The 24,448-nt window shown below is 61.0% G+C and carries 25 protein-coding genes; 11 read left to right on the forward strand and 14 right to left on the reverse strand.

Annotation, left to right across the window (positions count from 1 at the left end; all coding sequences use genetic code 11):
• Positions 1-12: 12 nt before the first annotated feature.
• On the forward strand, positions 13-708 hold the full coding sequence (locus BM017_RS03275; RefSeq protein WP_092241215.1) for a PA1041 family peptidoglycan-binding anchor lipoprotein: 696 nt from the start codon (positions 13-15) through the stop codon (positions 706-708).
• A 159-nt stretch (positions 709-867) separates the two neighbouring features.
• The gene (locus tag BM017_RS03280; protein WP_092241390.1) at positions 868-1,626 is read left to right on the forward strand and encodes a hypothetical protein; all 759 of its coding nucleotides are present in this window, start codon (positions 868-870) and stop codon (positions 1,624-1,626) included.
• Between the two features lie 101 nt (positions 1,627-1,727).
• Here BM017_RS03280 and BM017_RS03285 read toward each other — a convergent pair whose 3' ends face one another.
• On the reverse strand, positions 1,728-2,192 hold the full coding sequence (locus BM017_RS03285) for a CopD family protein (RefSeq protein WP_092241217.1): 465 nt from the start codon (positions 2,190-2,192) through the stop codon (positions 1,728-1,730).
• 99 nt (positions 2,193-2,291) lie between these two features.
• Between BM017_RS03285 and dinG the strand changes: the two genes are divergently transcribed.
• The 5 genes from dinG to pdxH all read left to right on the forward strand — a co-directional run bounded on the left by dinG (position 2,292) and on the right by pdxH (position 10,029).
• Entirely contained in the window at positions 2,292-4,436 is a 2,145-nt protein-coding gene (gene dinG, locus BM017_RS03290; protein ID WP_071488837.1) for an ATP-dependent DNA helicase DinG, read from the forward strand.
• Positions 4,437-4,525: 89 nt separating this feature from the next.
• Positions 4,526-6,823 carry a beta-galactosidase gene (locus BM017_RS03295; RefSeq protein ID WP_092241219.1) on the forward strand — a complete coding sequence of 766 codons (2,298 nt, stop codon included), beginning with the start codon at positions 4,526-4,528 and terminating at the stop codon, positions 6,821-6,823.
• Between the two features lie 82 nt (positions 6,824-6,905).
• Positions 6,906-8,051, forward strand: a complete 1,146-nt coding sequence (locus BM017_RS03300; protein WP_071489102.1) for a serine hydrolase domain-containing protein — start codon at positions 6,906-6,908, stop codon at positions 8,049-8,051.
• Between the two features lie 142 nt (positions 8,052-8,193).
• Positions 8,194-9,354 carry an OmpA family protein gene (locus BM017_RS03305; protein WP_092241220.1) on the forward strand — a complete coding sequence of 387 codons (1,161 nt, stop codon included), beginning with the start codon at positions 8,194-8,196 and terminating at the stop codon, positions 9,352-9,354.
• A 27-nt stretch (positions 9,355-9,381) separates the two neighbouring features.
• On the forward strand, positions 9,382-10,029 hold the full coding sequence (gene pdxH, locus BM017_RS03310) for a pyridoxamine 5'-phosphate oxidase (RefSeq protein WP_092241222.1): 648 nt from the start codon (positions 9,382-9,384) through the stop codon (positions 10,027-10,029).
• 36 nt (positions 10,030-10,065) lie between these two features.
• On the opposite strand, the gene BM017_RS03315 is transcribed toward pdxH, so the two are convergent.
• Positions 10,066-10,326, reverse strand: coding sequence for a hypothetical protein (locus BM017_RS03315; protein ID WP_092241224.1), 261 nt, complete (start codon positions 10,324-10,326; stop codon positions 10,066-10,068).
• 157 nt (positions 10,327-10,483) lie between these two features.
• Between BM017_RS03315 and BM017_RS03320 the strand changes: the two genes are divergently transcribed.
• The gene (locus BM017_RS03320; protein ID WP_003189251.1) at positions 10,484-10,948 is read left to right on the forward strand and encodes an outer membrane lipoprotein; all 465 of its coding nucleotides are present in this window, start codon (positions 10,484-10,486) and stop codon (positions 10,946-10,948) included.
• Positions 10,949-11,020: 72 nt separating this feature from the next.
• On the opposite strand, the gene nhaA is transcribed toward BM017_RS03320, so the two are convergent.
• Entirely contained in the window at positions 11,021-12,208 is a 1,188-nt protein-coding gene (nhaA, locus tag BM017_RS03325) for a Na+/H+ antiporter NhaA (protein WP_092241226.1), read from the reverse strand.
• A gap of 216 nt (positions 12,209-12,424) precedes the next feature.
• Between nhaA and BM017_RS03330 the strand changes: the two genes are divergently transcribed.
• Positions 12,425-13,519: a PLP-dependent cysteine synthase family protein gene (locus tag BM017_RS03330; RefSeq protein WP_092241228.1), complete on the forward strand. Its 1,095-nt coding sequence runs from the start codon at positions 12,425-12,427 to the stop codon at positions 13,517-13,519.
• Positions 13,520-13,561: 42 nt separating this feature from the next.
• Here BM017_RS03330 and BM017_RS03335 read toward each other — a convergent pair whose 3' ends face one another.
• Complete coding sequence (locus BM017_RS03335) at positions 13,562-15,175, reverse strand: NAD(P)/FAD-dependent oxidoreductase (protein ID WP_092241230.1); 1,614 nt, start codon at positions 15,173-15,175, stop codon at positions 13,562-13,564.
• 106 nt (positions 15,176-15,281) lie between these two features.
• Entirely contained in the window at positions 15,282-15,953 is a 672-nt protein-coding gene (locus BM017_RS03340) for a COG3650 family protein (RefSeq protein ID WP_092241232.1), read from the reverse strand.
• Positions 15,954-16,134: 181 nt separating this feature from the next.
• Between BM017_RS03340 and BM017_RS03345 the strand changes: the two genes are divergently transcribed.
• Positions 16,135-16,515 (forward strand): hypothetical protein, encoded by a 381-nt coding sequence (locus tag BM017_RS03345; RefSeq protein ID WP_092241234.1) that lies wholly within the window; start codon positions 16,135-16,137, stop codon positions 16,513-16,515.
• Here BM017_RS03345 and BM017_RS03350 read toward each other — a convergent pair.
• Positions 16,500-17,099, reverse strand: coding sequence for a short chain dehydrogenase (locus tag BM017_RS03350; protein WP_092241236.1), 600 nt, complete (start codon positions 17,097-17,099; stop codon positions 16,500-16,502). The genes BM017_RS03345 and BM017_RS03350 overlap by 16 nt on opposite strands.
• A gap of 103 nt (positions 17,100-17,202) precedes the next feature.
• On the opposite strand from BM017_RS03350, the gene BM017_RS03355 reads away from it, so the two are divergent.
• The gene (locus BM017_RS03355) at positions 17,203-18,111 is read left to right on the forward strand and encodes a LysR family transcriptional regulator (RefSeq protein WP_092241238.1); all 909 of its coding nucleotides are present in this window, start codon (positions 17,203-17,205) and stop codon (positions 18,109-18,111) included.
• On the opposite strand, the gene BM017_RS03360 is transcribed toward BM017_RS03355, so the two are convergent.
• The 8 genes from BM017_RS03360 to livH all read right to left on the reverse strand — a co-directional run bounded on the left by BM017_RS03360 (position 18,108) and on the right by livH (position 24,411).
• Positions 18,108-18,593, reverse strand: a complete 486-nt coding sequence (locus tag BM017_RS03360) for a DoxX family protein (protein ID WP_092241240.1) — start codon at positions 18,591-18,593, stop codon at positions 18,108-18,110. The two genes, BM017_RS03355 and BM017_RS03360, sit on opposite strands and share 4 nt — an antisense overlap.
• Positions 18,590-19,366, reverse strand: a complete 777-nt coding sequence (locus BM017_RS03365; protein WP_092241242.1) for an HvfC/BufC N-terminal domain-containing protein — start codon at positions 19,364-19,366, stop codon at positions 18,590-18,592. Before BM017_RS03365 ends, BM017_RS03360 begins: the two co-directional genes overlap by 4 nt.
• On the reverse strand, positions 19,363-20,241 hold the full coding sequence (locus tag BM017_RS03370) for an MNIO family bufferin maturase (protein WP_092241244.1): 879 nt from the start codon (positions 20,239-20,241) through the stop codon (positions 19,363-19,365). Before BM017_RS03370 ends, BM017_RS03365 begins: the two co-directional genes overlap by 4 nt.
• A 23-nt stretch (positions 20,242-20,264) precedes the next feature.
• Positions 20,265-20,570 carry a BufA1 family periplasmic bufferin-type metallophore gene (locus BM017_RS03375; protein WP_092241246.1) on the reverse strand — a complete coding sequence of 102 codons (306 nt, stop codon included), beginning with the start codon at positions 20,568-20,570 and terminating at the stop codon, positions 20,265-20,267.
• A 200-nt stretch (positions 20,571-20,770) separates the two neighbouring features.
• On the reverse strand, positions 20,771-21,472 hold the full coding sequence (locus BM017_RS03380) for an ABC transporter ATP-binding protein (protein ID WP_017844798.1): 702 nt from the start codon (positions 21,470-21,472) through the stop codon (positions 20,771-20,773).
• A 1-nt stretch (position 21,473) separates the two neighbouring features.
• Positions 21,474-22,241 (reverse strand): high-affinity branched-chain amino acid ABC transporter ATP-binding protein LivG, encoded by a 768-nt coding sequence (gene livG, locus BM017_RS03385; protein WP_016975067.1) that lies wholly within the window; start codon positions 22,239-22,241, stop codon positions 21,474-21,476.
• Positions 22,238-23,491: a high-affinity branched-chain amino acid ABC transporter permease LivM gene (locus BM017_RS03390; protein WP_058425230.1), complete on the reverse strand. Its 1,254-nt coding sequence runs from the start codon at positions 23,489-23,491 to the stop codon at positions 22,238-22,240. Before BM017_RS03390 ends, livG begins: the two co-directional genes overlap by 4 nt.
• The gene (gene livH / locus BM017_RS03395) at positions 23,488-24,411 is read right to left on the reverse strand and encodes a high-affinity branched-chain amino acid ABC transporter permease LivH (protein ID WP_071488852.1); all 924 of its coding nucleotides are present in this window, start codon (positions 24,409-24,411) and stop codon (positions 23,488-23,490) included. Before livH ends, BM017_RS03390 begins: the two co-directional genes overlap by 4 nt.
• Between the last annotated feature and the right edge of the window lie 37 nt (positions 24,412-24,448).

Consider the following 24,448-nt stretch of genomic DNA (forward strand, 5'->3'; position numbering starts at 1 on the left):
AGGAGAAATCAGATGAGCATCATGCGGACAGCTCTACCCTTGGTTCTGCTAACCGGAGTATTGACAGGTTGCGCAGGTTTGCAAAAAACCGACTGGCCCACCTGCGCCGCCGTTGGCGGTGTGACCGGTGCGGCGATCGGTGCCACTGAAAGCTCGGCCTATGCAGGCTATGGCGCGTTGTTGATCGGCGGTATGGCCGGCGCCTATTGCTGGGTGCATGGCGACGGTGACGAAGATGGCGATGGCGTGCCGGACAGCCGCGACAAGTGCCCGGGCACGCCAAAAGGTGTGCAGGTGGATGCCAATGGTTGCCCGCCCGCACCGCCACCGGCCGTGGTTGAGGAAGTGGTCGTGGTCAAGGAGGAAACCATCGTGATCCGTGACGTGCACTTCCAGTTCGACTCGGCGAAGTTGACGGCGGCGGATACCGCCAAGCTCGACACCGTCGCCGCCCGCCTGAAACAGGAAGCCCCAGGCGCCCAGTTGCGTGTCAGTGGCCACACCGACAGCGTCGGCAAAGAGGCCTACAATCAGAAACTCTCGGAAAAACGCGCGCATTCGGTGGTCGAGTACCTGATCAAGTCCGGCGTGCCGCGCAGCAGTTTTGTATCGGTGACCGGTGCAGGCGAGAGCCATCCGGTAGCCGACAACAAAACCGCTGAAGGCCGTGCCTTGAACCGTCGTACGGAAATCCAGATCAACCGCTGACGGCCCTGCCCCTGTGGGATACACAGGGGCATTGCTGCCAATCCTCCCCCTTTATCAACTTTTTTGATCCTTCACTGGCAAAGCGCCTGCGGAAGTCGTTACTGTGCGTCCAAAGAAAAACTAGAAATATTTTTTGAAAAAAATCAGGGGAGCTCCATGATGCGTAAGGTTTTTCTGTTGGCCCTGTTGCTCAGCCCCGTTGCCCTGGCCCAGAGCGTCAGTGTTGAACCCAACTCGTTGATGCGCCTGCCCAACAGCACCAGCGTGTTGCAATTGGAGCGCCTGGAGGTGGCGGACTACGGCACCTTGCTGATTCCCGCCAACATCAGCCAGGTCTCCGTGGATGAGCTGCACCTGGGCCGCGACGCCCGTATCGCCATTGTGCCCGGCAACACCGCTCTGCAATTGCAGGTGCGCCATGCGCAATTGGACCACGGTAGCCAGATCACCTCCCGCGGCGCTCCCGGCACCCACGAAAAACCGGCCAAGTCCGGGCGTGACCTGACCTTGCGTATCAACTCCCTGGCGGCAGAAGAACTCTCGGTGGACGCCCGTGGCGGTGCCGGCGCCCAGGGTTATGCCGGGCTGGATGGCGCCAACGGCGAAGACCCAGGGTGCACCTGGGGCTCGGCCGGTCGCGGTGCCAACGGGGATAACGGCGGTGATGGCTTGCCTGGCGCGTCGGGCGCGCAGGTGCGGGTCGAGTTGCCGCAGGACTTTCCGGCCGAGCATATAAAGGTCTGGGTCGATGGCGGTCCCGGTGGATTGGCCGGCACGGCGGGCAAGCCGGGCAAGGGCGGCCAGTCCAAAGGCTGCCTGGTGTACCGCGCCGATGGCGGCGAGAAAGGCCGTCCAGGCTTGGAAGGGCAGCCGGGGCCGGCTGGGCCTGCGGGGACTGTGACCATCCAGCGGCTTTGAATTGCCTGCTCTGACGCCATCGGGGCAAGCCCCCTGCCACAATTGGATTGCATTCCAACTGTGGGAGGGGGCTTGCCCCCGATAGCGGACTAAAGCCCGCCTTAGAACATCGGTCGAGCCGAAGCAATCGCCACCACCACCAACCCCACAATCAGGTTAATGCCCACCAATCGGCGAATCTGCCCCAGCACCGCCGCACCCGCCAGCCAATCCTCAGCCGCCACTGCCTTGCGCAACTCCGGGAACTTCAGCGCCTGGATGCGGATAAACAGCGCCGTCATCACCAGATACAAACCCATCATCACCTGCACATAACGCGGTGCCGTCTCAAACCCGTTGAAGCGCAAGTGCAGCAGGCCAATGCCGCTGATCGGCAAAACCGCCACGGCGATCCACACCCATACGAAAAAACGTTGAAACACATTTGCCCATAATTTGAGCCGGGCAGGGCCTTCAAGTGCCGCCACAACGGCGGGGCGCAGGATCATCCAGGCGAAAAACATACCGCCCACCCATACCAGGGCGGCCAATACATGCAGGGTGTAAGCGAGGCTAAACGCGGTCATTGTGGTACTCCGTTCTGCGCGGGATTCATTAGCGGGGTATGATAGCCGCCGATCCGAACCACTGAAAATTTATCCAGCGTTTTTTGCGCCCGACTATCCATGATCAGCACTGAACTCAAAACCACGATCCAGGGTGCCTATTCGCGTTTTCTCGAAGCCAAGAGCTTGAAACCGCGCTACGGCCAACGCCTGATGATCGCCGAAGTGGCCAAGGTCCTCGGGGATATCGACACCGACGACGAAGGCCGCCGCGAGGGTGAGCCCGCGGTCGTGGCCGTCGAGGCCGGCACCGGTACCGGCAAGACCGTGGCCTACAGCCTGGCCGCGATCCCGACCGCCAAGGCCGCCGGCAAGCGCCTGGTGATCGCCACCGCCACCGTCGCCCTGCAGGAGCAGATCGTCTACAAGGACCTGCCCGACCTGATGCGCAACAGTGGCCTGAGCTTCACCTTCGCCCTGGCCAAGGGTCGTGGCCGCTACATGTGCCTGTCCAAGCTCGACGTGCTGTTGCAGGAAGGTCACGCGCAAACCGCCACCGCCCAGCTGTTCGAAGAAGAAGGCTTCAAGATCGAAGTCGATGAGGCCAGCCAGAAGCTTTTTACCAGCATGATCGAGAAACTGGCCGGCAATAAATGGGACGGTGACCGCGACAGCTGGCCCACCGCCCTGGAGGATTCCGACTGGGCGCGCCTGACCACCGACCACAGCCAGTGCACCAACCGTCATTGCCCCAACTTCGGCCAGTGCGCCTTCTACAAGGCTCGCGAAGGCATGGGCAAGGTCGATGTGATCGTCACCAACCACGACATGGTGCTGGCCGACCTGGCCCTGGGCGGCGGTGCGGTGTTGCCGGACCCGCGCGACACCCTCTATGTGTTTGACGAAGGCCACCACCTGCCCGACAAGGCCATCGGCCATTTCGCCCATTACACGCGCCTGCGCTCCACCGCCGACTGGCTCGAAACCACCGCGAAGAACCTCACCAAACTGCTGGCCCAGCACCCGCTTCCGGGCGACCTGGGCAAGCTGATCGAACAGGTGCCGGAGCTGGCGCGCGAGATCAAGACCCAGCAGCAGTTCATGTTCAGTGCCTGCGAACAGGTCGCCGACTTCAAACCGGGTGAAGACGTCGAGGGCCGTGAGCGGCCACGTCACCGTTTCGTCGGTGGGCTGATCCCCGAGCACATGCGAGAGATGGGCATCGAGCTGAAGAAAGGCTTTTCACGCCTGACCGACCTGTTCACCCGTCTCACTGACTTGCTTAAAGAAGGCATGGATGGCGAGGTCAATATCGGCATTGCCAGCAACCAGGCCGAAGAATGGTACCCGTTGTTCGGCAGCCTGCTGTCCCGTTCCCAGGGCAACTGGGAGCTGTGGACTGCTTTCACCGTCGAGGACCCGGAAGACAACCCGCCCATGGCGCGCTGGCTGACCCTGTCGGAAAGCGGTGCGCTGTTCGATATCGAGGTCAACGCCAGTCCCATCCTTGCCGCCGAAATGCTGCGCCGCAACCTGTGGAACGTGGCCTACGGTTGCCTGGTGACTTCCGCGACGCTGACCGCCCTAGGCACCTTCGACCGCTTCCGGATGCGCGCCGGCCTGCCGAAAAAGGCCGTCACTGCCGTGGTGCCGAGCCCGTTCCATCATGCCGACGCAGGTGTGCTGCGAGTGCCGGACCTCAAGGCCGACCCACGGGACGCAGCGGCGCACACCGCCGCCATCATCCGCGACCTGCCGGAGCTGGTCGAAGGTTCGCGCGGTACCCTGGTGCTGTTCTCGTCACGCAAACAGATGCAGGACGTGTTCGACGGCCTCGACCGTGATTGGCGCAAGCAAGTGTTTATCCAGGGCAACCTGTCCAAGCAGGAGACCCTGAACAAACACAAGGCGCGTGTAGACGGCGGCGACTCCAGCGTGCTGTTCGGCCTGGCCAGCTTCGCCGAAGGGGTGGACTTGCCGGGTGCCTATTGCGAACACGTGGTGATTGCCAAGATCCCGTTCTCGGTGCCGGACGATCCGGTCGAGGCGGCTTTGGCCGAGTGGATCGAGGCGCGGGGCGGTAATCCGTTCATGGAGATCTCGGTGCCGGATGCTTCCTTGAAGCTGGTCCAGGCCTGCGGTCGCTTGCTGCGTACCGAAGAGGACCGGGGCACCATCACCTTGCTTGATCGGCGTCTGGTCACCCAGCGCTATGGCAAGGCTATCCTGAATGCCTTGCCGCCTTTCAGGCGCGAAATTTCTTAAGCCACAGTGGGCGGTTTCGCCCACTTCGTGGTCTATCTCACTGTATTTCATCAGGCCATTCATCGGCCGTCTGGGAGAACCTTGTTCGTATGATTCGCACGCTGCCCGCTCTTTTTGCCTTGCTGCTCGCCGCGCCCTTGATGGCTGCGCCTGCGGGGCAACAGACTTTGTTCAACTTCGTCCGGCCTGCCGATGTGGTCAAGGTGGCGACCCAGGACGCCAGCCTGCCGCAATACAACGCCGAACAAACCCCCGAAGGCGAAGTGCTGCGCCGCATCACGTTCAACCCGGCCGCCGAACCGAGCCTGGTGCTGAGCCCGCAGACCGGCGCCTGGGACTGGTCCCGGTCGGGTGCCATGAGCCTGCGCATCCAGAGTGCGATGGACTGGGCGTTGACCCTCTACGTCAAGGTGCAGAGCGCGGATGGCAAGACCCTGGTCAGCCGCATCGACCTGCCCGCCGGCCCGGCTCAGACCTTGCTGGTTCCGCTGCAGGCCAATTCGCCGCTGAGCCAGGGCATGAAGGCCGGCCCACCGATGCCGATCACCGTGGACGGCCAGCGTGTGTTGCTGGCCAGTAGCGCTGGCGAGATCGACCGCAGCCAGGTGGTTTCGGTGACGCTGTCGATGCTCAAACCCAACGCCGCCCAGAGCATCCTGCTGGAGCGCTTCGGCGTGCAGGACAGCGAGCCGGTGCTGAAGGCGGCCTACAGCGAGCTGGTGGATGCCTATGGTCAATCCACCCGTGCGCGGTGGCCGGAAAAAGTCAGCAGCGACGAACAACTCAAAGCCGCTGCCGCCAAGGAGCAACAGCAGCTCCAGGGTTGGCTGGCCACGCGGGATAAATCCGCGCTGGACCAATACGGTGGCTGGAACAAAGGCCCGGCATTCGACCCCAGCGGGTTTTTCCGTACCGAGAAGCGCGACGGACGCTGGTACCTGGTGACACCGCAAGGGCATCCGTTCTACTCCCTGGGCGTCAATACCGTGGCCCCGGACAACAGCCAGACCTATGTGGCCGGCCGTGAATGGATGTTCGCCGCGCTGCCCAAGGGCGGCGAACCCTTCGACAAGTATTACGGCAGCGGCGACAACCGCACCGGCAATGGCGCGGGGGAAGGCCGTGGCTTCGGTGCCGGGCGTTGGTATGACTTTTACGGCGCCAACTTGCAGCGTACCTATGGCGGTGACGGCTTCGACCAGAAACGTTGGGTCACTCACACCCTCGATCGCTTGCAGGCCTGGGGTTTCAACACCGTCGGCAACTGGAGCGACGAGAGCCTGGCCACCGCCGGCCGGGTTCCCTACACCTTGCCGCTGTCGATCGTCGGCGATTACGCCAGCATCAGCACCGGCACCGACTGGTGGGGCGGCATGCCCGACCCGTTCGACCCGCGCTTCGCCATGGCCACCGAGCGCGCCGTGGCGATTGCCGCCCGTGACCACCGCGATGACCCGTGGTTGATCGGCTTTTTTGCCGACAACGAGTTGGCCTGGGCCGGCCCTGGCGATGATCCGAAATCCCGCTACGCCTTGGCGTACGGCACGTTGCGCATGACCACCGACGTACCGGCCAAGCGCGCGTTCCTCAAGCAACTGCGCGACAAGTACCGCAACGAAGAGGGCTTGTCGAAAGCCTGGGGTATCGAATTGAAGGGCTGGGAGCTGATGGAGGACCCGGGTTTCGAACCGCCGATGCCGAATCCCGAGCACCCGGAAATCGAGGCGGACTTCAAATACTTCCAGAAGACCTTCGCCGATGCCTACTTCAAGACCATTTCCGACTCGCTGAAATGGCACGCGCCCCATCAACTGCTGCTGGGTGGCCGTTATGCGGTCAGCACGCCGGAAGCCGTGGCCTCCTGCGCGCAATACTGCGATGTGTTGAGTTTCAACATGTACACCCTCAAGCCTCAGGACGGCTACGACTTCGCCGCATTGCGGGCGTTGGACAAGCCGGTGCTGATCACCGAATTCAATTTCGGCTCGGCCGACCGTGGGCCGTTCTGGGGCGGCGTGACACAGTTGGCCAGGGAAGAAGATCGTGGCGCGGCGTATGGCAACTTCCTCAAGCAGGCCATGGCCGAACCGTCGATTGTCGGCGTGCATTGGTTCCAGTATCTGGACCAGCCGGTGACCGGGCGTCTGCTGGACGGTGAAAACGGTCACTTTGGCCTGGTCGGTATTACCGACGTACCGTTCCAGGGTTTTGTGGAGAGTGTGCGCAAAAGCAACCTGGCGGCGGTCGACCAACTGGGCAAGGAAGCGCAAAAGGCCAAGGCGGCAGGCGCCACGCGTGAAAGCGAAGGTGGCAGGGCCGGGCATGAAGGCAAAGGCCCGGGGCAGGGCGCCGGGCATGCAGGCGGTCACTCCGGGAACGGTCATTGATTGAACGCTGACGGGTTCACAAAACCCACCAGGGCTGGAACAATGTCGGCCACTTTTTTCGATGTTTTCCGAGGGCGCTCAGGTGCAGATCCAGGGTCATTACGAACTCCAGTTCGAAGCGGTACGTGAAGCGTTCGCCGCGTTGTTCGATGACCCGCAGGAGCGTGGTGCCGGGCTCTGCATCCAGATCGGCGGCGAAACGGTCGTCGACCTGTGGGCCGGCACCGCCGACAAGGACGGCGCCGAGGCCTGGCACAGCGACACCATCGTCAACCTGTTCTCCTGTACCAAGACCTTTACCGCCGTCACGGCCCTGCAATTGGTGGCCGAAGGCAAGTTGCAACTGGATGCGCCGGTCGCCAACGTCTGGCCGGAGTTTGCCGCGGCCGGGAAAGAAACCATCACCCTGCGCCAGTTGTTGTGCCATCAGGCCGGGTTGCCGGCGATCCGCGAGATGCTCCCCACCGAAGCCCTGTACGACTGGCAACTGATGGTCGACACCCTGGCGGCCGAAGCCCCGTGGTGGACGCCGGGCCAGGGCCATGGCTACGAGGCGATCACCTACGGCTGGCTGGTCGGTGAGTTGCTGAGGCGTGCCGATGGGCGCGGGCCGGGAGAGTCCATCGTGGCGCGGGTCGCACGGCCATTGGGCTTGGACTTCCATGTGGGCCTGGCGGACGAAGAGTTTTATCGCGTGGCCCATATAGCGCGCAGCAAAGGCAATATGGGCGATGAAGCCGCGCAACGTTTACTGCAAGTAATGATGCGCGAACCGACGGCGATGACCACGCGTGCATTTGCCAATCCACCGTCTATTCTGACCAGCACTAATAAACCCGAATGGCGCCGTATGCAGCAGCCGGCGGCAAATGGTCACGGCAATGCGCGCAGCCTGGCGGGTTTTTATAGTGGACTGTTGGACGGTAGTTTGCTGGAGGCCGACATGCTCGAACAATTGACTCGCGAGCACAGCATCGGCCCGGATAAAACATTATTGACACAAACCCGTTTCGGCCTGGGCTGCATGTTGGATCAGCCGCAGTTGGCCAATGCCACCTTCGGCCTTGGCCCACGTGCATTCGGGCATCCGGGTGCTGGTGGTTCGGTGGGGTTTGCCGATCCTGAACATGATGTTGCGTTCGGTTTCGTGACTAATACACTCGGACCTTATGTACTTATGGACCCGCGGGCACAGAAGTTGGTCAGAATATTGGCCGGTTGTCTGTAAACCCCTTGCTGTTTCACATTTTTTTGTTACAAAGGCAACTATAAGAAGACGCTGTAGGAAAAGTTGTAACTTTATTCTTCTGCAAGCGTCTGTTTAACGGATCATCTAGGTCCCTGGTTTTTTCTCATTTTGTGGATATCTCATGTTATCGAACAAGTCCTTGGCTCTTGCGCTATGTCTCACTATTACCGGTTGCGCACAAACTCCACAAAATGATGCCGAGGGCGGGCATTGGTGGTCATTTGGATCCGATAAGGCCTCGACCAAGGACGCAGTGACCCAGGCCGACACCAAGCCGGAAGCTAAGCCAGACGCCAAGCCGGCTGCAGGCGCCAAGCCTGCCGCACCGGTAGCTGCCGCCGCCGCAGCGCCAGCTTCGGCTCCAGCTTCCGCCGCCAAGGCGGACACCGGTTCCAGCTGGTGGCCGTTTTCCTCCAAGAGCGCCGATGAGAAGGCAGCCGATGCGAAGGCCGACCTGAAAGCCGACCTGAAGGCCGCTGATCCAGCCCCAGCAGTCGCCAAGACCGACACCGAAACCCACTGGTGGTGGCCGTTCGAAAGCAAACCCAAGCCATTGGCCAAGGTCGACGTGACCAACGTGCCGATGCCCGACCCGAAAATCACCCAAGCCTGGCTGGACGACTATGAGCCGCGTCTGCGTGCGGCTATCAAGGACAGCAACCTGCAACTCGAGCGTCGCGACAACGTGCTCGTGGTGATTGCCCCGGTTGATGGTTCCTACAACCCGAAACGCCCGGCCATGCTGCTGCCGGTCACCCTCGGTCCGTTCACCCGGGTTGCCAAGGCCGTTGAAGCCGATCCGAAGACTGCCGTGCTGGTACTGGGTCACGTCGATGCCACCGGCACCGCCCCGGCCAGCCAGGCGCTGACCAAGGAGCGTGCACAGTCCATCGCCTCGATCTTCAGCCTCAGCGGTTTGAAGCAGGACCGCCTGATGCTGCGCGGCATGGGCGACCTGATGCCACGTGCCGCCAACGACAGCAGCCAGGGCCGCGCCTTGAACCGTCGCATGGAAATCATGTTCACCCAGCGCACTACCATGTTGGCGCTGCTGAGCAAGTATCAGTCGGGCAAGACCCCGCCTGTCGCCGAAATGGTGGCGGTGCAGGACGTTCCAGCCCCGGCTCCAGCCGCCAAGGCCCCGGCCAAGAAGGCTTTGACTGCCAAGAAAGCGGCTGCCAAGCCAGCGGCCAAGAAAGCCCCGGCCAAGCCAGCGGCGAAAAAAGCGGCACCCGCCAAAGCCAAGGCTGCTGCACCGGCAAACGACCAGGCGAAAAACTGATCTGCTGAACCAGAAGGATAAAGCCGCATGACCCAGGCACTGGCCGATATGCGCCGTGACTATACACGGGATGGCTTGAGCGAGGCCCAGGCCCCGAGCGAGCCGTTTGCCTTGTTCCGCCAGTGGTTTGCCGACGCGGTGAAAACCGAGCAGCCACCGGTTGAGGCCAATGCAATGACCTTGGCCACGGTCGACCAGGACGGTCGCCCGCACTGCCGCATCCTGTTGCTCAAGGGCCTGGATGCGCAGGGCTTTACCTTCTTCACCAATTATCAGAGCGCCAAGGGCCAACAGCTTGCGGCGCGGCCGTTTGCAGCCATGACGTTTTTCTGGCCGACCCTGGAGCGCCAAGTGCGCATTGAGGGTCGAGTGGTGAAGGTCACGCCTGAAGAGTCGGATGCTTATTATCAGGTTCGTCCCTTGGGCAGCCGCCTGGGGGCATGGGCGTCTCCGCAAAGCCAGGTCATCCGTGACCGGGAAGAGCTGCAGGACCTGCTCAAGGCTACCGAGCAGCGTTTCAGCGATACCCAGCCTGACTGCCCGGAGCACTGGGGTGGTTATCGCCTGTTACCCGAGCGCATCGAGTTCTGGCAAGGCCGCGCCAGCCGCTTGCATGACCGCCTGAACTATCGCCTGCAAGGGGCCGACTGGACCCGCGAACGCCTGGCACCCTGAGCTGCACCTTTCGTCACTCCGCTTGAATGATGCCTGTCACCCCGACGTCTCTATTGAAGAGGCTTCGGGCGTGTACTGCTGTGCCGCGTTCTTCAGCCAGTGAGGCAAGTGGGACCGTTTGATCTTCAAGCGGCGAGCCTCTTGCAGCTGTTGCAGCATGAAGGTGCGCTTGTGCAGATCATTACCCGCCAGCGACAGTGCCAGGTCACGGTCTATCCAACGCCTGATGCGCAGGTACAACCAGGCATGGAAATACAGTCCCGCAAGGGTTGTGACTACAATGATGAAGTAATCCATGAAGATCCCGGTTGAGAGAGCAGCGCTACCGTTCGTCTGTTTTTCTGGTGTGGGCAGTCTGTACTAAGGCTGAATGAAAGCAATTTTCTGCGGTGCTTGCCGTGACAGGCGTCAAGCTGCAGCGTTTAATGACCACCTGTCCTTTGGAGTTGATGCTATGCGTAAGTCTGTTTTACTGGTTGCCTGCTTTACTACCCTGTCGTTGCTACTGGGTGGCTGCGCCTCGAGTCTGACCGGCGACTCGTACTCCCGTGACGAGGCGCGTCGTGTCCAGACCGTGCGCATGGGGACCATCGAATCCCTGCGTCCGGTGAAAATCGAAGGCACCAAGACCCCAATCGGCGGCGCTGCCGGCGCCGTTATCGGCGGTGTTGGCGGCAGTGCCATCGGCGGTGGCCGTGGCAGTATCGTGACCGCGGTGATCGGCGCTGTTGCTGGCGGCCTGCTGGGTTCGGCCACCGAAGAAGGCCTGACCCGTACCCAAGGTGTGGAAATCACCGTGCGCGAAGACGACGGCAGCATGCGTGCCTACGTGCAGGCCGTGCAGGAGAATGAAATCTTCCGCATCGGCGACCGCGTACGCATCATGACCGTTGACGGTACCAGCCGCGTTACTCGCTAACCGTCGGTTGTAGAAACACAAAACCCCAACCGGGTGACTGGTTGGGGTTTTTGGTTTTCGAGGCTGTCAAATTCAAACCTGAGGTGCGGCCTTTTTACGACTCGCCATTGCCGTCACCGCATACCCGATACACGCCGCCAGTATCGACCCGGTCAAAATCCCCATCCGGTCTTCCCCGGCAAACTCACTGGCCCCCGGTACGAATGCCAGGGAGCCAACAAACAGGCTCATGGTAAAGCCGATACCGCACAGGATCGCCACGCCAAATACCTGGCCCCAGTTCGCGCCGGTGGGCAGGGCGGCCAGGCCGGTCTTGATGGCCAGCCAGGTGAGGCCGAACACACCGATGGTCTTGCCGATCAGCAGGCCCGCGGCGATGCCCATGGGCACATGGTGGGTGAAGCTTTCCAGGCTTACGCCGGTCAAGGACACGCCGGCGTTGGCAAAGGCGAACAGCGGCAGGATGCCGTAGGCCACCCAGGGGTGCAGGGCATGTTCCAGCGTGAGCAGCGGCGAGGGCTCGGCGTTTTTGGTGCGCATCGGGATGCAGAACGCCAATGTCACACCGGCCAGCGTTGCGTGCACACCACTCTTTAGGACGCACACCCACAGGATCAGCCCGACGATCAGGTACGGCCCGAGCTTGATCACGCCCAGGCGGTTCATCGCGATCAACCCAATCAGGCAGGCGCCCGCACCCGCCAGGGCGGCACCGGACAGATCGGCAGAATAGAACACGGCGATCACGATGATCGCGCCGAGGTCGTCAATGATCGCCAGGGTCATCAGGAACAGTTTCAGCGACACCGGCACGCGTTTGCCCAGCAAGGCCAGTACGCCGAGGGCGAAGGCAATGTCGGTGGCCATGGGAATCGCCCAACCGGAAAGCGCGGCGGGGTAGTCCTTGTTGATCGCCCAGTAGATCAGCGCCGGCACCACCATGCCGCCGATGGCCGCGGCGCCAGGCAGCACCACTTGCGAGGGCTTGGACAGGTGGCCGTCGAGCAACTCGCGCTTGACCTCCAGGCCGATCAGCAGGAAGAACAGAGCCATCAGGCCATCATTGATCCACAGCAGGGCGGGCTTGGCGATTTTCAGCGCGCCGATCTGCGCCACCACCGGCACATCGAGAAACGCGCTGTACAGGTGCGACAACGGTGAATTGTTGATGATCAGCGCCAAGGCCGCAGCCGCGATCAACAACAGACCGCTGGCGGCTTCCAGCTGGAAGAAACGGGTGAAAGTGCTACGCAGAGGCAAGGGATGCTCTCCAATCCAGGTTCAATAGGTGGGTACCCTAACCCGTACCGTTAGTTGTTAAAACAAAAGTTATATTCTTATTTGTTATAAGTGGCTGGCTGGGGTGATGTTGCCGCCAAGCCTAGCAATTGTGTGTCTGATTGAGTCGGTACTGTATCTGTGTGGCGTGTAGGAAACCCCCTAAAATCAGGGCTGACACCTTCAGAGAAACTCTCCATGAGCGACCACCGTCCCTGGGCCCGCGAAGCCATTCGTATCATTGAAGCAGACTTCCAGCGTAGTGCCGATACGCACCTGATTCCCTTGCCGTTACCAGGATTGCCGGGTATCGAGTTGTACTTCAAGGACGAGTCCAGCCATCCCACCGGCAGCCTGAAGCATCGGCTGGCACGCTCGTTGTTCCTGTACGCATTGTGTAATGGATGGCTCAAGCCTGGTGCGCCGGTGATCGAAGCATCCAGTGGCTCGACGGCGATTTCCGAAGCCTACTTTGCGCGTCTGCTGGGTTTGCCGTTTATTGCGGTAATGCCAGCCACCACGTCCCAGGAAAAAATCGCACAGATTGCCTTCTACGGCGGCAAGAGCCACCTGGTACAGGATCCCACGCAGATCTACGCCGAATCCGAACGCCTGGCGCGGGAAAGCGGTGGTCATTTCATGGACCAGTTCACCTACGCCGAACGTGCCACCGACTGGCGGGCGAACAACAACATTGCCGAGTCGATCTTCCAGCAGATGCGTTTCGAGCAGCATCCGGAGCCGAGCTGGTTGATCTCCAGCCCCGGCACCGGCGGCACCACCGCTACGCTCGGTCGTTATGTGCGTTATCGCCAGCATTGCACCCGCGTGTTGTGTGCCGATGCGCAGCGTTCGGTGTTCTTTGATTTCTACCAGAGTGGTGATGCCAGTTTGCGCCTGGACTGCGGTTCGCGGATTGAAGGCATTGGCCGACCACGGGTCGAGGCATCGTTTTTGCCCAAGGTCATCGATGCGATGGTCAAGGTACCGGATGCCCTGTCGCTGGCGGCCATGCATTACCTGGCCGACCGGCTGGGACGACGGGTCGGTGGCTCCAGCGGGACCAACCTGATTGGTGCCCTGGTGGCGGCGCAGCAGATGAAAGCGGAGGGGGAGTCGGGGTCGATCGTGGCGATATTGTGTGACGGTGGTGAGCGGTATGCGACGACGTACTACGATCAGGCCTGGCTGGCGGGGCAGGGTTATGAATTGGACGGTTTGATTGCGGCTGTTGCTGCCAGTGTCGAACGGGGCGAGCCGTTGCCGGACAGCATCTTGCGCGCCAATATCTGAATCTGTAGGAGCCCGGCTTGCCGGGCTCCTACAGGTTATGTGTCAGCCGTGCAGCCCCAGCATATCCCGCGCCAACGCCTCGGCAATCCGAATCCCATCCACGCCCGCCGATAGAATCCCACCGGCGTAACCAGCGCCTTCACCGGCAGGGAACAGCCCTTTCACGTTCAAGCTCTGCATCGATTCGTTACGGGTGATCCGCAACGGTGATGAGGTGCGCGTCTCGATACCCGTCAACACCGCGTCGTGCAGCGAGTAGCCCTTGATCTGCTTCTCGAACGCCGGCAACGCTTCACGGATCGCTTCAATGGCGAAGTCGGGCAAGGCCAGGGCCAAATCGCCAAGAGACACGCCAGGTTTGTAGGAAGGCTCCACGCTGCCAATCGCGGTGGACGGCTTGCCAGCGATGAAATCACCTACCAGTTGTGCGGGAGCCTCGTAGTTGCTGCCGCCGAGGACATAGGCGTGGGACTCCAGGCGTTCCTGCAACTCGATACCGGCCAGCGGGCCGCCTGGGTAGTCCACCTCTGGGGTGATACCGACCACGATGCCGGAGTTGGCGTTGCGCTCGTTGCGCGAGTACTGGCTCATGCCGTTGGTGACCACGCGGTTCGGCTCGGAAGTCGCCGCCACCACGGTGCCGCCCGGGCACATGCAGAAGCTGTACACCGAGCGGCCGTTCTTGGCGTGGTGCACCAGCTTGTAGTCGGCGGCGCCGAGTTTCGGGTGCCCGGCGTATTTGCCCAGGCGCGCGGCGTCGATCAGCGACTGCGGATGTTCGATACGGAAACCCACCGAGAACGGCTTGGCTTCCATGTACACGCCACGGGAGTGGAGCATGCGGAAGGTGTCACGGGCGCTATGGCCCAAGGCCAGGATCACATGTTTGGACAGGATCTGTTCGCCGTCATCGATGACCACCCCATTCAACTGGCCGTCTTCGATCAGCACATCGGTCACCCGCTGCTCGAAGCGCACTTCACCGCCCAGGGCGATGATCTGCTCGCGCATGTTTTCCACCACGCCGGTCAGGCGGAACGTGCCGATGTGCGGTTTACTGACGTAGAGGATTTCTTCCGGCGCACCGGCCTTGACGAACTCGTGCAGCACTTTGCGGCCGTGGAATTTCGGGTCCTTGATCTGGCTGTACAGCTTGCCGTCGGAAAAGGTCCCGGCGCCGCCTTCACCGAACTGCACGTTGGACTCGGGGTTGAGCACGCTTTTGCGCCACAGGCCCCAGGTGTCCTTGGTGCGCTGGCGCACTTCCTTGCCGCGCTCGAGGATGATCGGCTTGAAGCCCATCTGCGCCAGCAGCAGCCCGGCGAAGATTCCACAGGGGCCAAAGCCGACGACGATCGGGCGTTCGGTCAGGCCTTGCGGTGCCTGGCCTACGACCTTGTAGCTGACATCCGGCGCCGGGTTGACGTTGCGGTCGTCGGCGAATTTGAGCAGCAGGGCGGCTTCGCCCTTTACGTTCAGGTCGATGGTGTAGATGAAGCACAGTTCCGACGACTTCTTGCGCGCATCGTAGCTGCGTTTGAACAGGGTGAAATCGAGCAGGTCATCACTGGCGATGCCCAGGCGCTGCACGATGGCAGGCCGCAGGTCTTCTTCGGGATGGTCGATGGGCAGCTTGAGTTCGGTGATTCGTAACATGACGGGATCCGGTAGGCGGCGGGCAGAGAGGCCGGCTGTTTTGCAAACCGGCGATTATAAGCCCCAATGACCGTTTCCCGTCATGTTAAAACAGCATGGCGTCGCGTCAGTCGTCGCGCGAGCCGCCGAACGATGCGCAACCGCGCTGGACCTGGCCATTGACGCGCAACTCGGCGGTCATGTGTTGCAAACTGCCGCTGACCGGGTCGACACAACGCTGCGGCGTCACCCACAATTCCACGTGCTGATTGTTGGCCTCGGTCATCAGGTTAAAGCGACCGTCACCGATTTGCTCTTCCACATAGGGCACCGCCAGTGGTGGCTGGCCCTCGCGTTCCAGCACCAGGCCCTTGGCGGTCACGTTCATCACCCAGGTCGGCTTGTGGCCGTTGGCGCGCAGGATCATGCGCTTGAAGTCCGGGTCGCCGCAGGCCGAGGTAGAGCGCTCGACGCGGTAGAGTTGTTGCAGGTCGACGCTGCCCTCGGTGCCGCTGGCAACCCCGGAGAACTTGCCGCGCAGGTCGGCAAACAACGCGCCTTGCTGACCGGCCAGGGAGGCCGCTTCCTGCAGGATGCTGGTGCCACCGGTGTCGTTGACCACGTAGTTGCGCTTGTCGTTGCACGGCTGGAACAGCAGTTTGCCGCCAACCGCAGTCAGTTCACCCTGCATGCGCGTCAGCCCGGCCAGCGACGGCCTGGCAGGATCACTCTCGAACATTTGGCAGGCAGCGAACAAGGGAAGCAGGGCAAGCAGGAACAGGGTATGGGCGGCACGCATTATCGGGTCTCCAGGCAAGTGCCGTCACGTTACTCAGGCCGGCGCCGTATCACAAGCCCGTGACATGGTTTGAACCATCGGCCCTGAACGGATGGGAAAAGTAGCGCCGCCGATCAGGCGTTTCCTACACTTGGGTTTGGAGAGGCATGAGAGCGTCGAGCTCTTTTGAGTGGGAGCAGCAATGAATATCAAATGGTGTATCTGTGTGCTCATGCTCTGGGCCAATGCAGCCTTCTCAGGCGAGCCCGCCCAGCTCTCCTACTCGTCAGCCACCGATTTCACGGATATTTCGGTGATACTCAAGGGAAGTGAGCACCCTGTGCCGGGTTATGTCGAAGTGAATGTTTCACTGAGCCCAGAGGCGACAGCAAGGACAAAATCCATCACGTTGCTGGCCTACCTAAAGTACGTCACATTTTATGTAGACGGGTATCAGATAAGTACGGTCCGGGTTCACAGCCAACTGGGCGGGGCGTTAAGGCTTATAGCCCCGCGTGCGCTGGTGGTTGAGTGGATGTCTCAGTTATCACCTGAGACAGTTGCCGCTCAACCGACGATGTAGGTCTGCCCGGTCTGCAAACCCTCGACACTCTTCGCGTAGGCCAACGCCACGTCAGCACCTGCCGCGGGTTTGAAACCACGAAAATACGGTGCATAGCTGCCCATGGCTTCCACCAGCACTGTCGGGCTGACAGCATTTACGCGCAGGCCTCGTGGCAGCTCGATGGCGGCCGCTTTGACGAAGGCATCGATGGCGCCATTGACCAATGCAGCCGAGGCGCCGGTGCGGATCGGGTCGCGGTTGAGGATGCCGCTGGTGAAGGTGAACGAGGCACCATCGTTGGCGAACTCACGGCCGATCAGCAGCAGATTGACCTGGCCCATCAGCTTGTCACGCAAGCCCAGCTCGAAATCGCTCTCGCTCATTTCTCCCAATGCCACGAAGTTCACGCTGCCTGCTGCGCAGACCAGGGCGTCGAATTTACCGGTCTGTTCGAACAGCTTGCGGATCGACGCGCTGTCGCTGATATCCACCTGGAAGTCACCGCTGCTGCGGCCGATGCTGATCACCTCGTGACGCTGAGCCAGTTCCGCCTTGACCGCCGAGCCGACGGTGCCGCTGGCGCCAATCAATAGGATTTTCATGGTGCTGTTCCTCCGGGAGTAAGTGAAGGTTCAGTCTAGAGTGGCTTTTTTGCTGGATAAACGCGCTAATAGGCAACCTTTAGTTTTCTTTTGGAAACAATCCATGAGCGAGATGGATGACTTGGCAGCCTTTGCCGTGCTGATCGAAGCCGGCAGTTTTACCGTCGCCGCCGAGCAACTGGGCTGTAGCAAAGGGCAATTGTCCAAGCGTATCAGCCAGATGGAAGCGCGGTTCTCTGTGGTGTTGCTGCACCGCACCACGCGCAGGCTCAGCCTGACGGCAGCCGGTGCGGCCTTGTTGCCCCAGGCCCAGGCCCTGGTGGTGCAGGTGGATCGTGCACGTCAGGCATTGGCCCGGCTCAAGGACGATCTTGCCGGGCCAGTGCGCATGACGGTGCCAGTGTCCTTGGGGGAAACCTTTTTTGATGGGCTGCTGCTGGAGTTTTCCAAGCAATACCCGCAGGTGCAAATTGAGCTGGAGCTCAATAACAACTATCGAGACCTGGCGCGAGATGGGTTCGACCTGGGGGTACGCTCAGGTTCCATTGAGAGCGAGCGCCTGGTGGTCAAGCCGTTGCTGGCCTGGCGTGAGATGACTTGCGCCAGCCCGGCTTACCTTGAGCAACACGGCGAACCTGAGACGCCGGCCGACCTGGCCAACCATGCTTGCCTGCTCAACAGCCACTACAGCGGCCGTGAAGAGTGGTTGTACCACCAGCAGCACGAATTACTGCGAGTACGCGTCAGCGGCACCTTTGCGTCCAACCACTACAACCTGCTGAAAAAGGCTGCGCTGGTGGGAGCGGGCATTGCACGGCTGCCGTCCTACGTGTTGCCGACGGAATTGGCGGAAGGCCGATTGCGTTGGCTCCTGCGCGATTATCAGACGCGCAGCATGCCGATGTACCTGGTGCATCCGTATCAGGGCGGCTTGCCGCGTCGCACCCAGGTGTTGGCCGACTACCTGGTGGAGTGGTTCAAGCGTAGCGGCGAAGCCCTGGACCGCCTTTAACGGTAGCGGCGAGCGATGAGGTGATCGATCGACAAGCGACCCGGGCCTTTCGCGACCAGCAACAGCAATAACGCGAGCCAGGTGCCATGGGTTGGGTAAGCATCCGGGTAGACAAACAATTGAATGGTCAGAGTCATGCCGATCAGAGCCAGGGCCGAGAAGCGCGTGGCGAACCCGACAAGGATCAGCACCGGGAAAAAGTGCTCGGCAAACGCAGCCAAGTGCGCTGCGACTTCCGGCGATAGCAACGGCACATGGTATTCGCTGCGAAACAGCGGCAGCGTCGAGGCCGCGAGGCGCGGTTCACCGAATTGGAAGGTGCCGTTGATCAGGTCCACGGCAAAGCCTTCGACTTTGGTTTGCCCGGATTTCCAGAACACCGCGGCAATCGAAAAGCGCGCGAGAAAGGCGATCAGGCTGTAGGGAATTTGCTCGAAAAGTGCGATGACCTGATTGATCAGACCCGAAGGGTGAGTGTTCATGGCGATACCTCTTGTTCTGGATGCAGATGAGTAATGGCGTTGTGGCTGATCAGCAGCGCCAGGCATTGGTGCAAGTCAAACTGGGCGTCAGCCTCAAGCGCGCGCTCCACGGCGTTTTCCAAGGTCGCGCCCCGGACCAGGCTGTTGATGAACGCCACTGCAGCAGGGCTGACGGCGAATACCTTGACTTCCAGACCCTGGCGCAACACCAGGGCACTCTGTGCCTGCCAGGGATCCAGGTTTTCCAGACCTCCCTCGGTCTGGTGCGCCGCCCACAGCGCTACTACGCCATAGGCTGAATCCAGCGTGGCCAGGGAGGGGTGCCATTGCAGGCGCAGCTCGCCCAGTTCCGCTTGTCCTTGCAGCGCTTGCAGTACGGTCTGCTGATCCAGGGGATGCTCGTCCGCCGCGTGGTAGGCCTGTACCCGCAAGCGCTCCAACCGGGCCATGTCTGCGAGGTAAGGCACGCTGGCTGCCGGTTCGAACGTCTCGATGAAGCAGGCGAACGCGCTACCGTACTCGCTCATCAATGGGCTGGTGGGCGGGTGCGCCTGTGCATAAAGGCCGGCCATGGCGCGGAAAAACGCGTCGCCCACCAGTTGCAATGTCACGGGATAAGCCGCCGCCAAGGCGTTGATCAGTGAGCTGTGCACATTGTTGCGGTACACCGCGAAGCGGCTGGCCGGATCGGCGCCGTTACTGCTGAAAAGGCCATCGGGGCAAGGCAGTTCGGGTGCCAACAAGGCGGCGGTAAAAGCGTCATGCCGGCTCATGGCGTCACCTGTGAAAGATGCCATTCGGCTTGTCGGGCCTCGGCTTGCAGCACGCTGAACGCGGGCAACTGGTTATCCCGCTCGATCAGCGTTGCCACTGGACCGATGCGTGCCAGTACCGACTCGTAGAGTTGCCACACGGCGTTATCGATAGAGGCGCCGTGGTCATCGATCAACAAGCGATCACCCAGGCTGTCGGTGTCTTCGGCAAACCCGGCCAGATGAATCTCTCCCACCGTGTGCAACGGCAAGGCATCGATGTAGGACTGCGGATCACGTTGATGATTGATGCACGACACGTACACGTTATTCACATCCAGCAGCAAGCCACAGCCGGTACGGCGAATGATTTCACTGATGAAGTCGGTTTCGTCCAGGGTGGAGCGTTGGAATTGCAGGTAGGTCGACGGGTTTTCCAGCAGCATCGTGCGCTTGAGCGTGCTTTGCACCTGGTCTACGTGTTCGCACACCCGTTGCAGGGTGGCGTTGTCGTAAGCCAGGGGCAGCAGGTCATTGAGAAACACCGGGCCGTGGCTGGACCAGGCCAAGTGTTCGGAAAAGGAATGAGGTTGATAGCGCTCGATCAGTGCCGCCAACCGTGCCAGGTGCTCACGGTCCGGTGGGGCTTCGCCACCGATGGACAGGCCCACACCGTGCAAGGACAGTGGGTACTGTGCGCGGATCAACCCCAGGTAATGATGAAACGGGCCGCCGGCCACCATGTAGTTTTCGGCGTGCACTTCAAAAAAACCGATATCGGGTGAGGTCTCGAGCACTTCAATGAAGTGCTCATGCTTGAGCCCCAGTCCGGCCCGGCCGGGAAGGCCGGGCGCCTGAGCCTGGGAGACGGCTGGCAGGGATGAAAGAGTCATCATCAGTACTCAGGTTTTGCGAGGGATCAGGATTTGGCGGTGAATGCCGCTTCCTGGCCGTAACCGGTCGGCGAGGTGGAGCTCGGGGTTTTGAGGCAAGTGCCGGCAGGAACCAGCTTCCAGGCGTTGGCCTGGTCTTTGACTTTCGAAGTACCGGCGCAGGAAGTGCCGGCGCCTGCAGCGCAATCGTTCTTGCCGGCTTCAGCGACGCCGTAGCATTTTTGCATGTCGTCGGCAGCATGGGCGGTGGTGGTCAGAGTGGATAGGCTCAGGGCAGAACCCAAGGCCAGGATCAGGGAAGCTGCAGACAGGGAACGGTTCGAAGTTTTCATGGTGTTTCTCCAGTTTGATAAGGTGAGTCAAGGAAGCGATGATGCATGCTTAACCTACTAGAGAACGTCGAGATTCGTACGTTACAGACGGTTTTGAAATTTCTTTTATTTTTGTAGGAAATTGAACTGTTGTGTCGAGATGACCGTTCTAGCGCCCATAAAAAAACGGCCTGTAAAGGCCGTTTTCAGGAGCAGAACGATTACCCGCCCAAGTACGCTTCACGTACCTTCGGATCGGTCAGCAACTGCTCGCCCGTGCCCTGCATCACCACCCGGCCGTTTTCCAGCACATAGGCGCGGTCAGCAATCTTCAAGGCCTGGTTGGCGTTCTGTTCCACCAGGAACACCGTCACACCGTCCTTGCGCAGTTGTTCGATGATGTCGAAGATCTGCTGGATGATGATCGGCGCCAGGCCCAGGGAAGGTTCGTCCAGCAGCAACAGCTTGGGCTTGCTCATCAGCGCCCGGCCGATGGCGAGCATTTGCTGCTCGCCGCCGGACATGGTGCCGCCGCGCTGGCTGAAGCGTTCCTTGAGCCGAGGGAACAGGTGCAGCACCTTGTCCATCTGCTCCTGGTAGTCGCCCTTGTCGGTGAAGAAGCCGCCCATGGCGAGGTTTTCTTCGACCGTCAGGCGCGAGAACACGCGGCGGCCTTCCGGCACTACCGCAATGCTTTTGCGCATGATGTGGGACGACTGCTGCCCCACCAGCTCTTCACCCATGTAGCGGATGCTGCCGCTATGGGCCTGGGGCGATCCGCACAAGGTCATCAGCAAGGTCGACTTGCCGGCGCCGTTGGCACCGATCAGCGTGACGATCTCACCTTGGCGCACTTCCACGTTGACGCTGTGCAGGGCCTGGATCTTGCCGTAGAAAGTGGAAACGTTTTCGAATTGCAGCATTTTACGCTTCCCCCAAATAGGCTTTGATCACTTCAGGATTGTCGCGGATCTGCTCCGGTGTCCCGTCGGCCAAAGGCGTGCCCTGGTTGATCACCACGATGTGGTCGGAAATGCTCATGACCAGCTTCATGTCGTGTTCGATCAACAACACCGTGGCGTTGTTTTCTTCACGCAACACGCTGATCAGCGCCTTGAGGTCTTCGGTTTCCTTGGGGTTCAGGCCGGCGGCCGGTTCGTCGAGCATCAGGATCCGCGGACGGGTCATCATGCAGCGGGCGATTTCCAGGCGACGTTGCTGACCGTAGGCCAGGGTGCCAGCAGGGCGGTTGGCAAACTCGGTGAGGTTGACCTTGTCCAGCCAGTACTCGGCGTATTCCATGGCCTCGCGCTCGCTCTTGCGGAACGCCGGGGTCTTGAACAGTCCCGCAAAGAAGTTGGTGTTCAGGTGACGATGCTGGGCGATCAACAGGTTCTCGACCGCCGTCATGTCCTTGAACAAGCGCACGTTCTGGAAGGTCCGCACCACGCCCTTGCGGGCGATCTCGTGACCGGCCAGGCCCTGGATCGGCTGACCGTCCAGCAGGATGCTGCCACCGCTCGGCTTGTAGAAGCCGGTGAGGCAGTTGAACACCGTGGTCTTGCCGGCCCCGTTGGGGCCGATGAGCGCGACTACTTGTTTCTCTTTCACGGTCAGGGCCACGCCGTTGACCGCCAGCAAGCCGCCGAAGCGCATGCTCAAGTTTTCAACTTTCAGGATCTCGCGGCTCATTTGCGCAACTCCATGTGTGGGCGTTGCATCGGGAGCAAACCTTGAGGACGCCAGATCATCATCAGCACCATCATGGCGCCGAACATCAACATGCGGTATTCGCTGAACTCACGCATCATTTCCGGTAGCAGGATCATCACGATCGCCGCGAGGATCACGCCCAGTTGCGAGCCCATGCCCCCCAGTACCACGATGGCGAGGATGATCGCCGACTCGATAAAGGTGAACGACTCCGGGGTCACCAGGCCTTGGCGCGCGGCGAAGAAGCTGCCGGCGAAACCGGCGAACGCAGCGCCCAGGGTAAAGGCGGAGAGCTTGATGATGGTCGGGTTCAGGCCCAGTGCGCGGCAGGCGATCTCATCTTCGCGCAGCGCTTCCCATGCACGGCCGATGGGCATGCGCAGCAGGCGGTTGATCACGAACAGGGCGGCCAGTGCCAGCAGCAGCGCCACCAGGTACAGGAACACCACTTTGCTCACCGGGTTGTAGTCGATCCCGAAGTACTCGTGGAACGTCTGCATGCCTTCAGCGGCGGAACGGTCGAACGACAGCCCGAAGAACGTTGGCTTGGGGATGCTGCTGATGCCGTTGGGGCCACCGGTGATATCGGTGAGGTTACGCAGGAACAGGCGGATGATTTCACCGAAGCCCAGGGTCACGATCGCCAGGTAGTCACCGCGCAGGCGCAGCACCGGAAAGCCCAGCAGGAAGCCGAACGTCGCCGCCGCCATGCCAGCCAGTGGCAGGCAGATCCAGAAGCTCCAGCCCAGGTAATGTGAGAGCAGCGCATAGGTGTAGGCACCCACGGCATAGAAGCCCACGTAACCCAGGTCGAGCAGGCCGGCCAGGCCCACCACGATGTTCAGGCCCAGGCCCAGCAACACGTAGATAAGGATCAGGGTGGCGATGTCGACCGCACCGCGCGAGCCGAAGAACGGCCAGATCAACGCGGCGATGATCAGGGCAATGATGATGTAGCGTTGGGTGCGCGGCAGGGTCAGGAATTGGCTGACCTTGGGCGATACCAACGGACCACGGTTGCTCTTGAGCAAGGCATTGAACTGATCGCTGAACAACACGCGCAGGAACATCAGCACCGAACACAGGGCGATGACGGTCAGGGTGACGGGCCCTGTGCCATGCACTTCAAGGTTGATGCCGACAATGCTCAGCTTGAGGCCGAGTACCGGGAAGGCCACGGCCCATACCAGCAAGGCGCTGAAAAACGCCGATTTAAGATATCTGCTCATACTTTCTCAACCTCCGGACGGCCCAGGATGCCGGTCGGACGGAACAACAGCACCAGAACCAACAGGCCGAACGCCACGACGTCCTTGTATTGGTCACCGAAGATATCGGCACCAAAGGCTTCAGCCACACCCAGCACCAGGCCACCGAGCATCGCGCCCGGGATACTGCCGATGCCGCCCAATACCGCCGCGGTGAAAGCCTTTAGGCCTACCAGGAAACCGGCGTTGGGGTTGATCACGCCGTACTGCATGCTCAGCAGCACCGCCGCGACGGCGGCCAGCGCAGCACCGATCACGAAGGTCAGGGCAATGATGTTGTTGGTGTTGATGCCCAACAGGTTGGCCATCTTGATGTCTTCGGCGCAGGCCCGGCAGGCACGCCCCAGACGGGAGCGGGAGATGAACAGGGTCAGGCCCAGCATCGCCACCAGGGTGACGACGAAGACCAGGACCTGCATGTACGAAACCAGCACTTCTTGTGCGCCACCCGGGCCGAAGGAGAAGCTCCCCGGAATCAGGTTGGGAATGGACTTGTCCTTGGAGTCCTGGGACAGCAGTACAGTGTTCTGCAGGAAAATCGACATGCCGATGGCGGAAATCAGCGGGATCAAACGGTTGCTGCCACGCAAGGGACGGTAGGCAACACGCTCGATACTGTAGCCATAGGCACTGGTCACGACGATCGATGCAAGGAACGCAGCGGTCATCAACAGCGGCAGGGAGTGGATACCCAGCATGGCCAGCCCGGCAAGGGCGATGAAGGCCACGTAGGAGCCAATCATGTACACCTCGCCATGGGCGAAGTTAATCATTCCAATGATGCCGTAAACCATTGTGTAGCCAATGGCTATCAAGGCATAGGTGCTGCCAACGGTCATGCCGTTAACCAGCGTTTGGAAAAAATGATAGATCTCAGGCATTACAGCGCTCCTAAAAACCCGATACGCATTTCACTGG

The sequence above is a fragment of the Pseudomonas sp. NFPP04 genome (genome assembly GCF_900113815.1).
GTDB lineage: Bacteria > Pseudomonadota > Gammaproteobacteria > Pseudomonadales > Pseudomonadaceae > Aquipseudomonas > Aquipseudomonas extremorientalis.

Excerpts from the sequence above, each read along its gene's own strand:
- BM017_RS03275 (WP_092241215.1), top strand. The coding sequence starts at position 13 with ATGAGCATCATGCGGACAGCTCTACCCTTGGTTCTGCTAACCGGAGTA.
- BM017_RS03280 (WP_092241390.1), top strand. The coding sequence starts at position 868 with ATGCGTAAGGTTTTTCTGTTGGCCCTGTTGCTCAGCCCCGTTGCCCTG.
- BM017_RS03285 (WP_092241217.1), bottom strand. The coding sequence starts at position 2,192 with ATGACCGCGTTTAGCCTCGCTTACACCCTGCATGTATTGGCCGCCCTG.
- dinG (WP_071488837.1), top strand. The coding sequence starts at position 2,292 with ATGATCAGCACTGAACTCAAAACCACGATCCAGGGTGCCTATTCGCGT.
- BM017_RS03295 (WP_092241219.1), top strand. The coding sequence starts at position 4,526 with ATGATTCGCACGCTGCCCGCTCTTTTTGCCTTGCTGCTCGCCGCGCCC.
- BM017_RS03305 (WP_092241220.1), top strand. The coding sequence starts at position 8,194 with ATGTTATCGAACAAGTCCTTGGCTCTTGCGCTATGTCTCACTATTACC.
- pdxH (WP_092241222.1), top strand. The coding sequence starts at position 9,382 with ATGACCCAGGCACTGGCCGATATGCGCCGTGACTATACACGGGATGGC.
- BM017_RS03315 (WP_092241224.1), bottom strand. The coding sequence starts at position 10,326 with ATGGATTACTTCATCATTGTAGTCACAACCCTTGCGGGACTGTATTTC.
- BM017_RS03320 (WP_003189251.1), top strand. The coding sequence starts at position 10,484 with ATGCGTAAGTCTGTTTTACTGGTTGCCTGCTTTACTACCCTGTCGTTG.
- BM017_RS03330 (WP_092241228.1), top strand. The coding sequence starts at position 12,425 with ATGAGCGACCACCGTCCCTGGGCCCGCGAAGCCATTCGTATCATTGAA.
- BM017_RS03335 (WP_092241230.1), bottom strand. The coding sequence starts at position 15,175 with ATGTTACGAATCACCGAACTCAAGCTGCCCATCGACCATCCCGAAGAA.
- BM017_RS03340 (WP_092241232.1), bottom strand. The coding sequence starts at position 15,953 with ATGCGTGCCGCCCATACCCTGTTCCTGCTTGCCCTGCTTCCCTTGTTC.
- BM017_RS03345 (WP_092241234.1), top strand. The coding sequence starts at position 16,135 with ATGAATATCAAATGGTGTATCTGTGTGCTCATGCTCTGGGCCAATGCA.
- BM017_RS03350 (WP_092241236.1), bottom strand. The coding sequence starts at position 17,099 with ATGAAAATCCTATTGATTGGCGCCAGCGGCACCGTCGGCTCGGCGGTC.
- BM017_RS03355 (WP_092241238.1), top strand. The coding sequence starts at position 17,203 with ATGAGCGAGATGGATGACTTGGCAGCCTTTGCCGTGCTGATCGAAGCC.
- BM017_RS03360 (WP_092241240.1), bottom strand. The coding sequence starts at position 18,593 with ATGAACACTCACCCTTCGGGTCTGATCAATCAGGTCATCGCACTTTTC.
- BM017_RS03365 (WP_092241242.1), bottom strand. The coding sequence starts at position 19,366 with ATGAGCCGGCATGACGCTTTTACCGCCGCCTTGTTGGCACCCGAACTG.
- BM017_RS03370 (WP_092241244.1), bottom strand. The coding sequence starts at position 20,241 with ATGATGACTCTTTCATCCCTGCCAGCCGTCTCCCAGGCTCAGGCGCCC.
- BM017_RS03375 (WP_092241246.1), bottom strand. The coding sequence starts at position 20,570 with ATGAAAACTTCGAACCGTTCCCTGTCTGCAGCTTCCCTGATCCTGGCC.
- BM017_RS03380 (WP_017844798.1), bottom strand. The coding sequence starts at position 21,472 with ATGCTGCAATTCGAAAACGTTTCCACTTTCTACGGCAAGATCCAGGCC.
- livG (WP_016975067.1), bottom strand. The coding sequence starts at position 22,241 with ATGAGCCGCGAGATCCTGAAAGTTGAAAACTTGAGCATGCGCTTCGGC.
- BM017_RS03390 (WP_058425230.1), bottom strand. The coding sequence starts at position 23,491 with ATGAGCAGATATCTTAAATCGGCGTTTTTCAGCGCCTTGCTGGTATGG.
- livH (WP_071488852.1), bottom strand. The coding sequence starts at position 24,411 with ATGCCTGAGATCTATCATTTTTTCCAAACGCTGGTTAACGGCATGACC.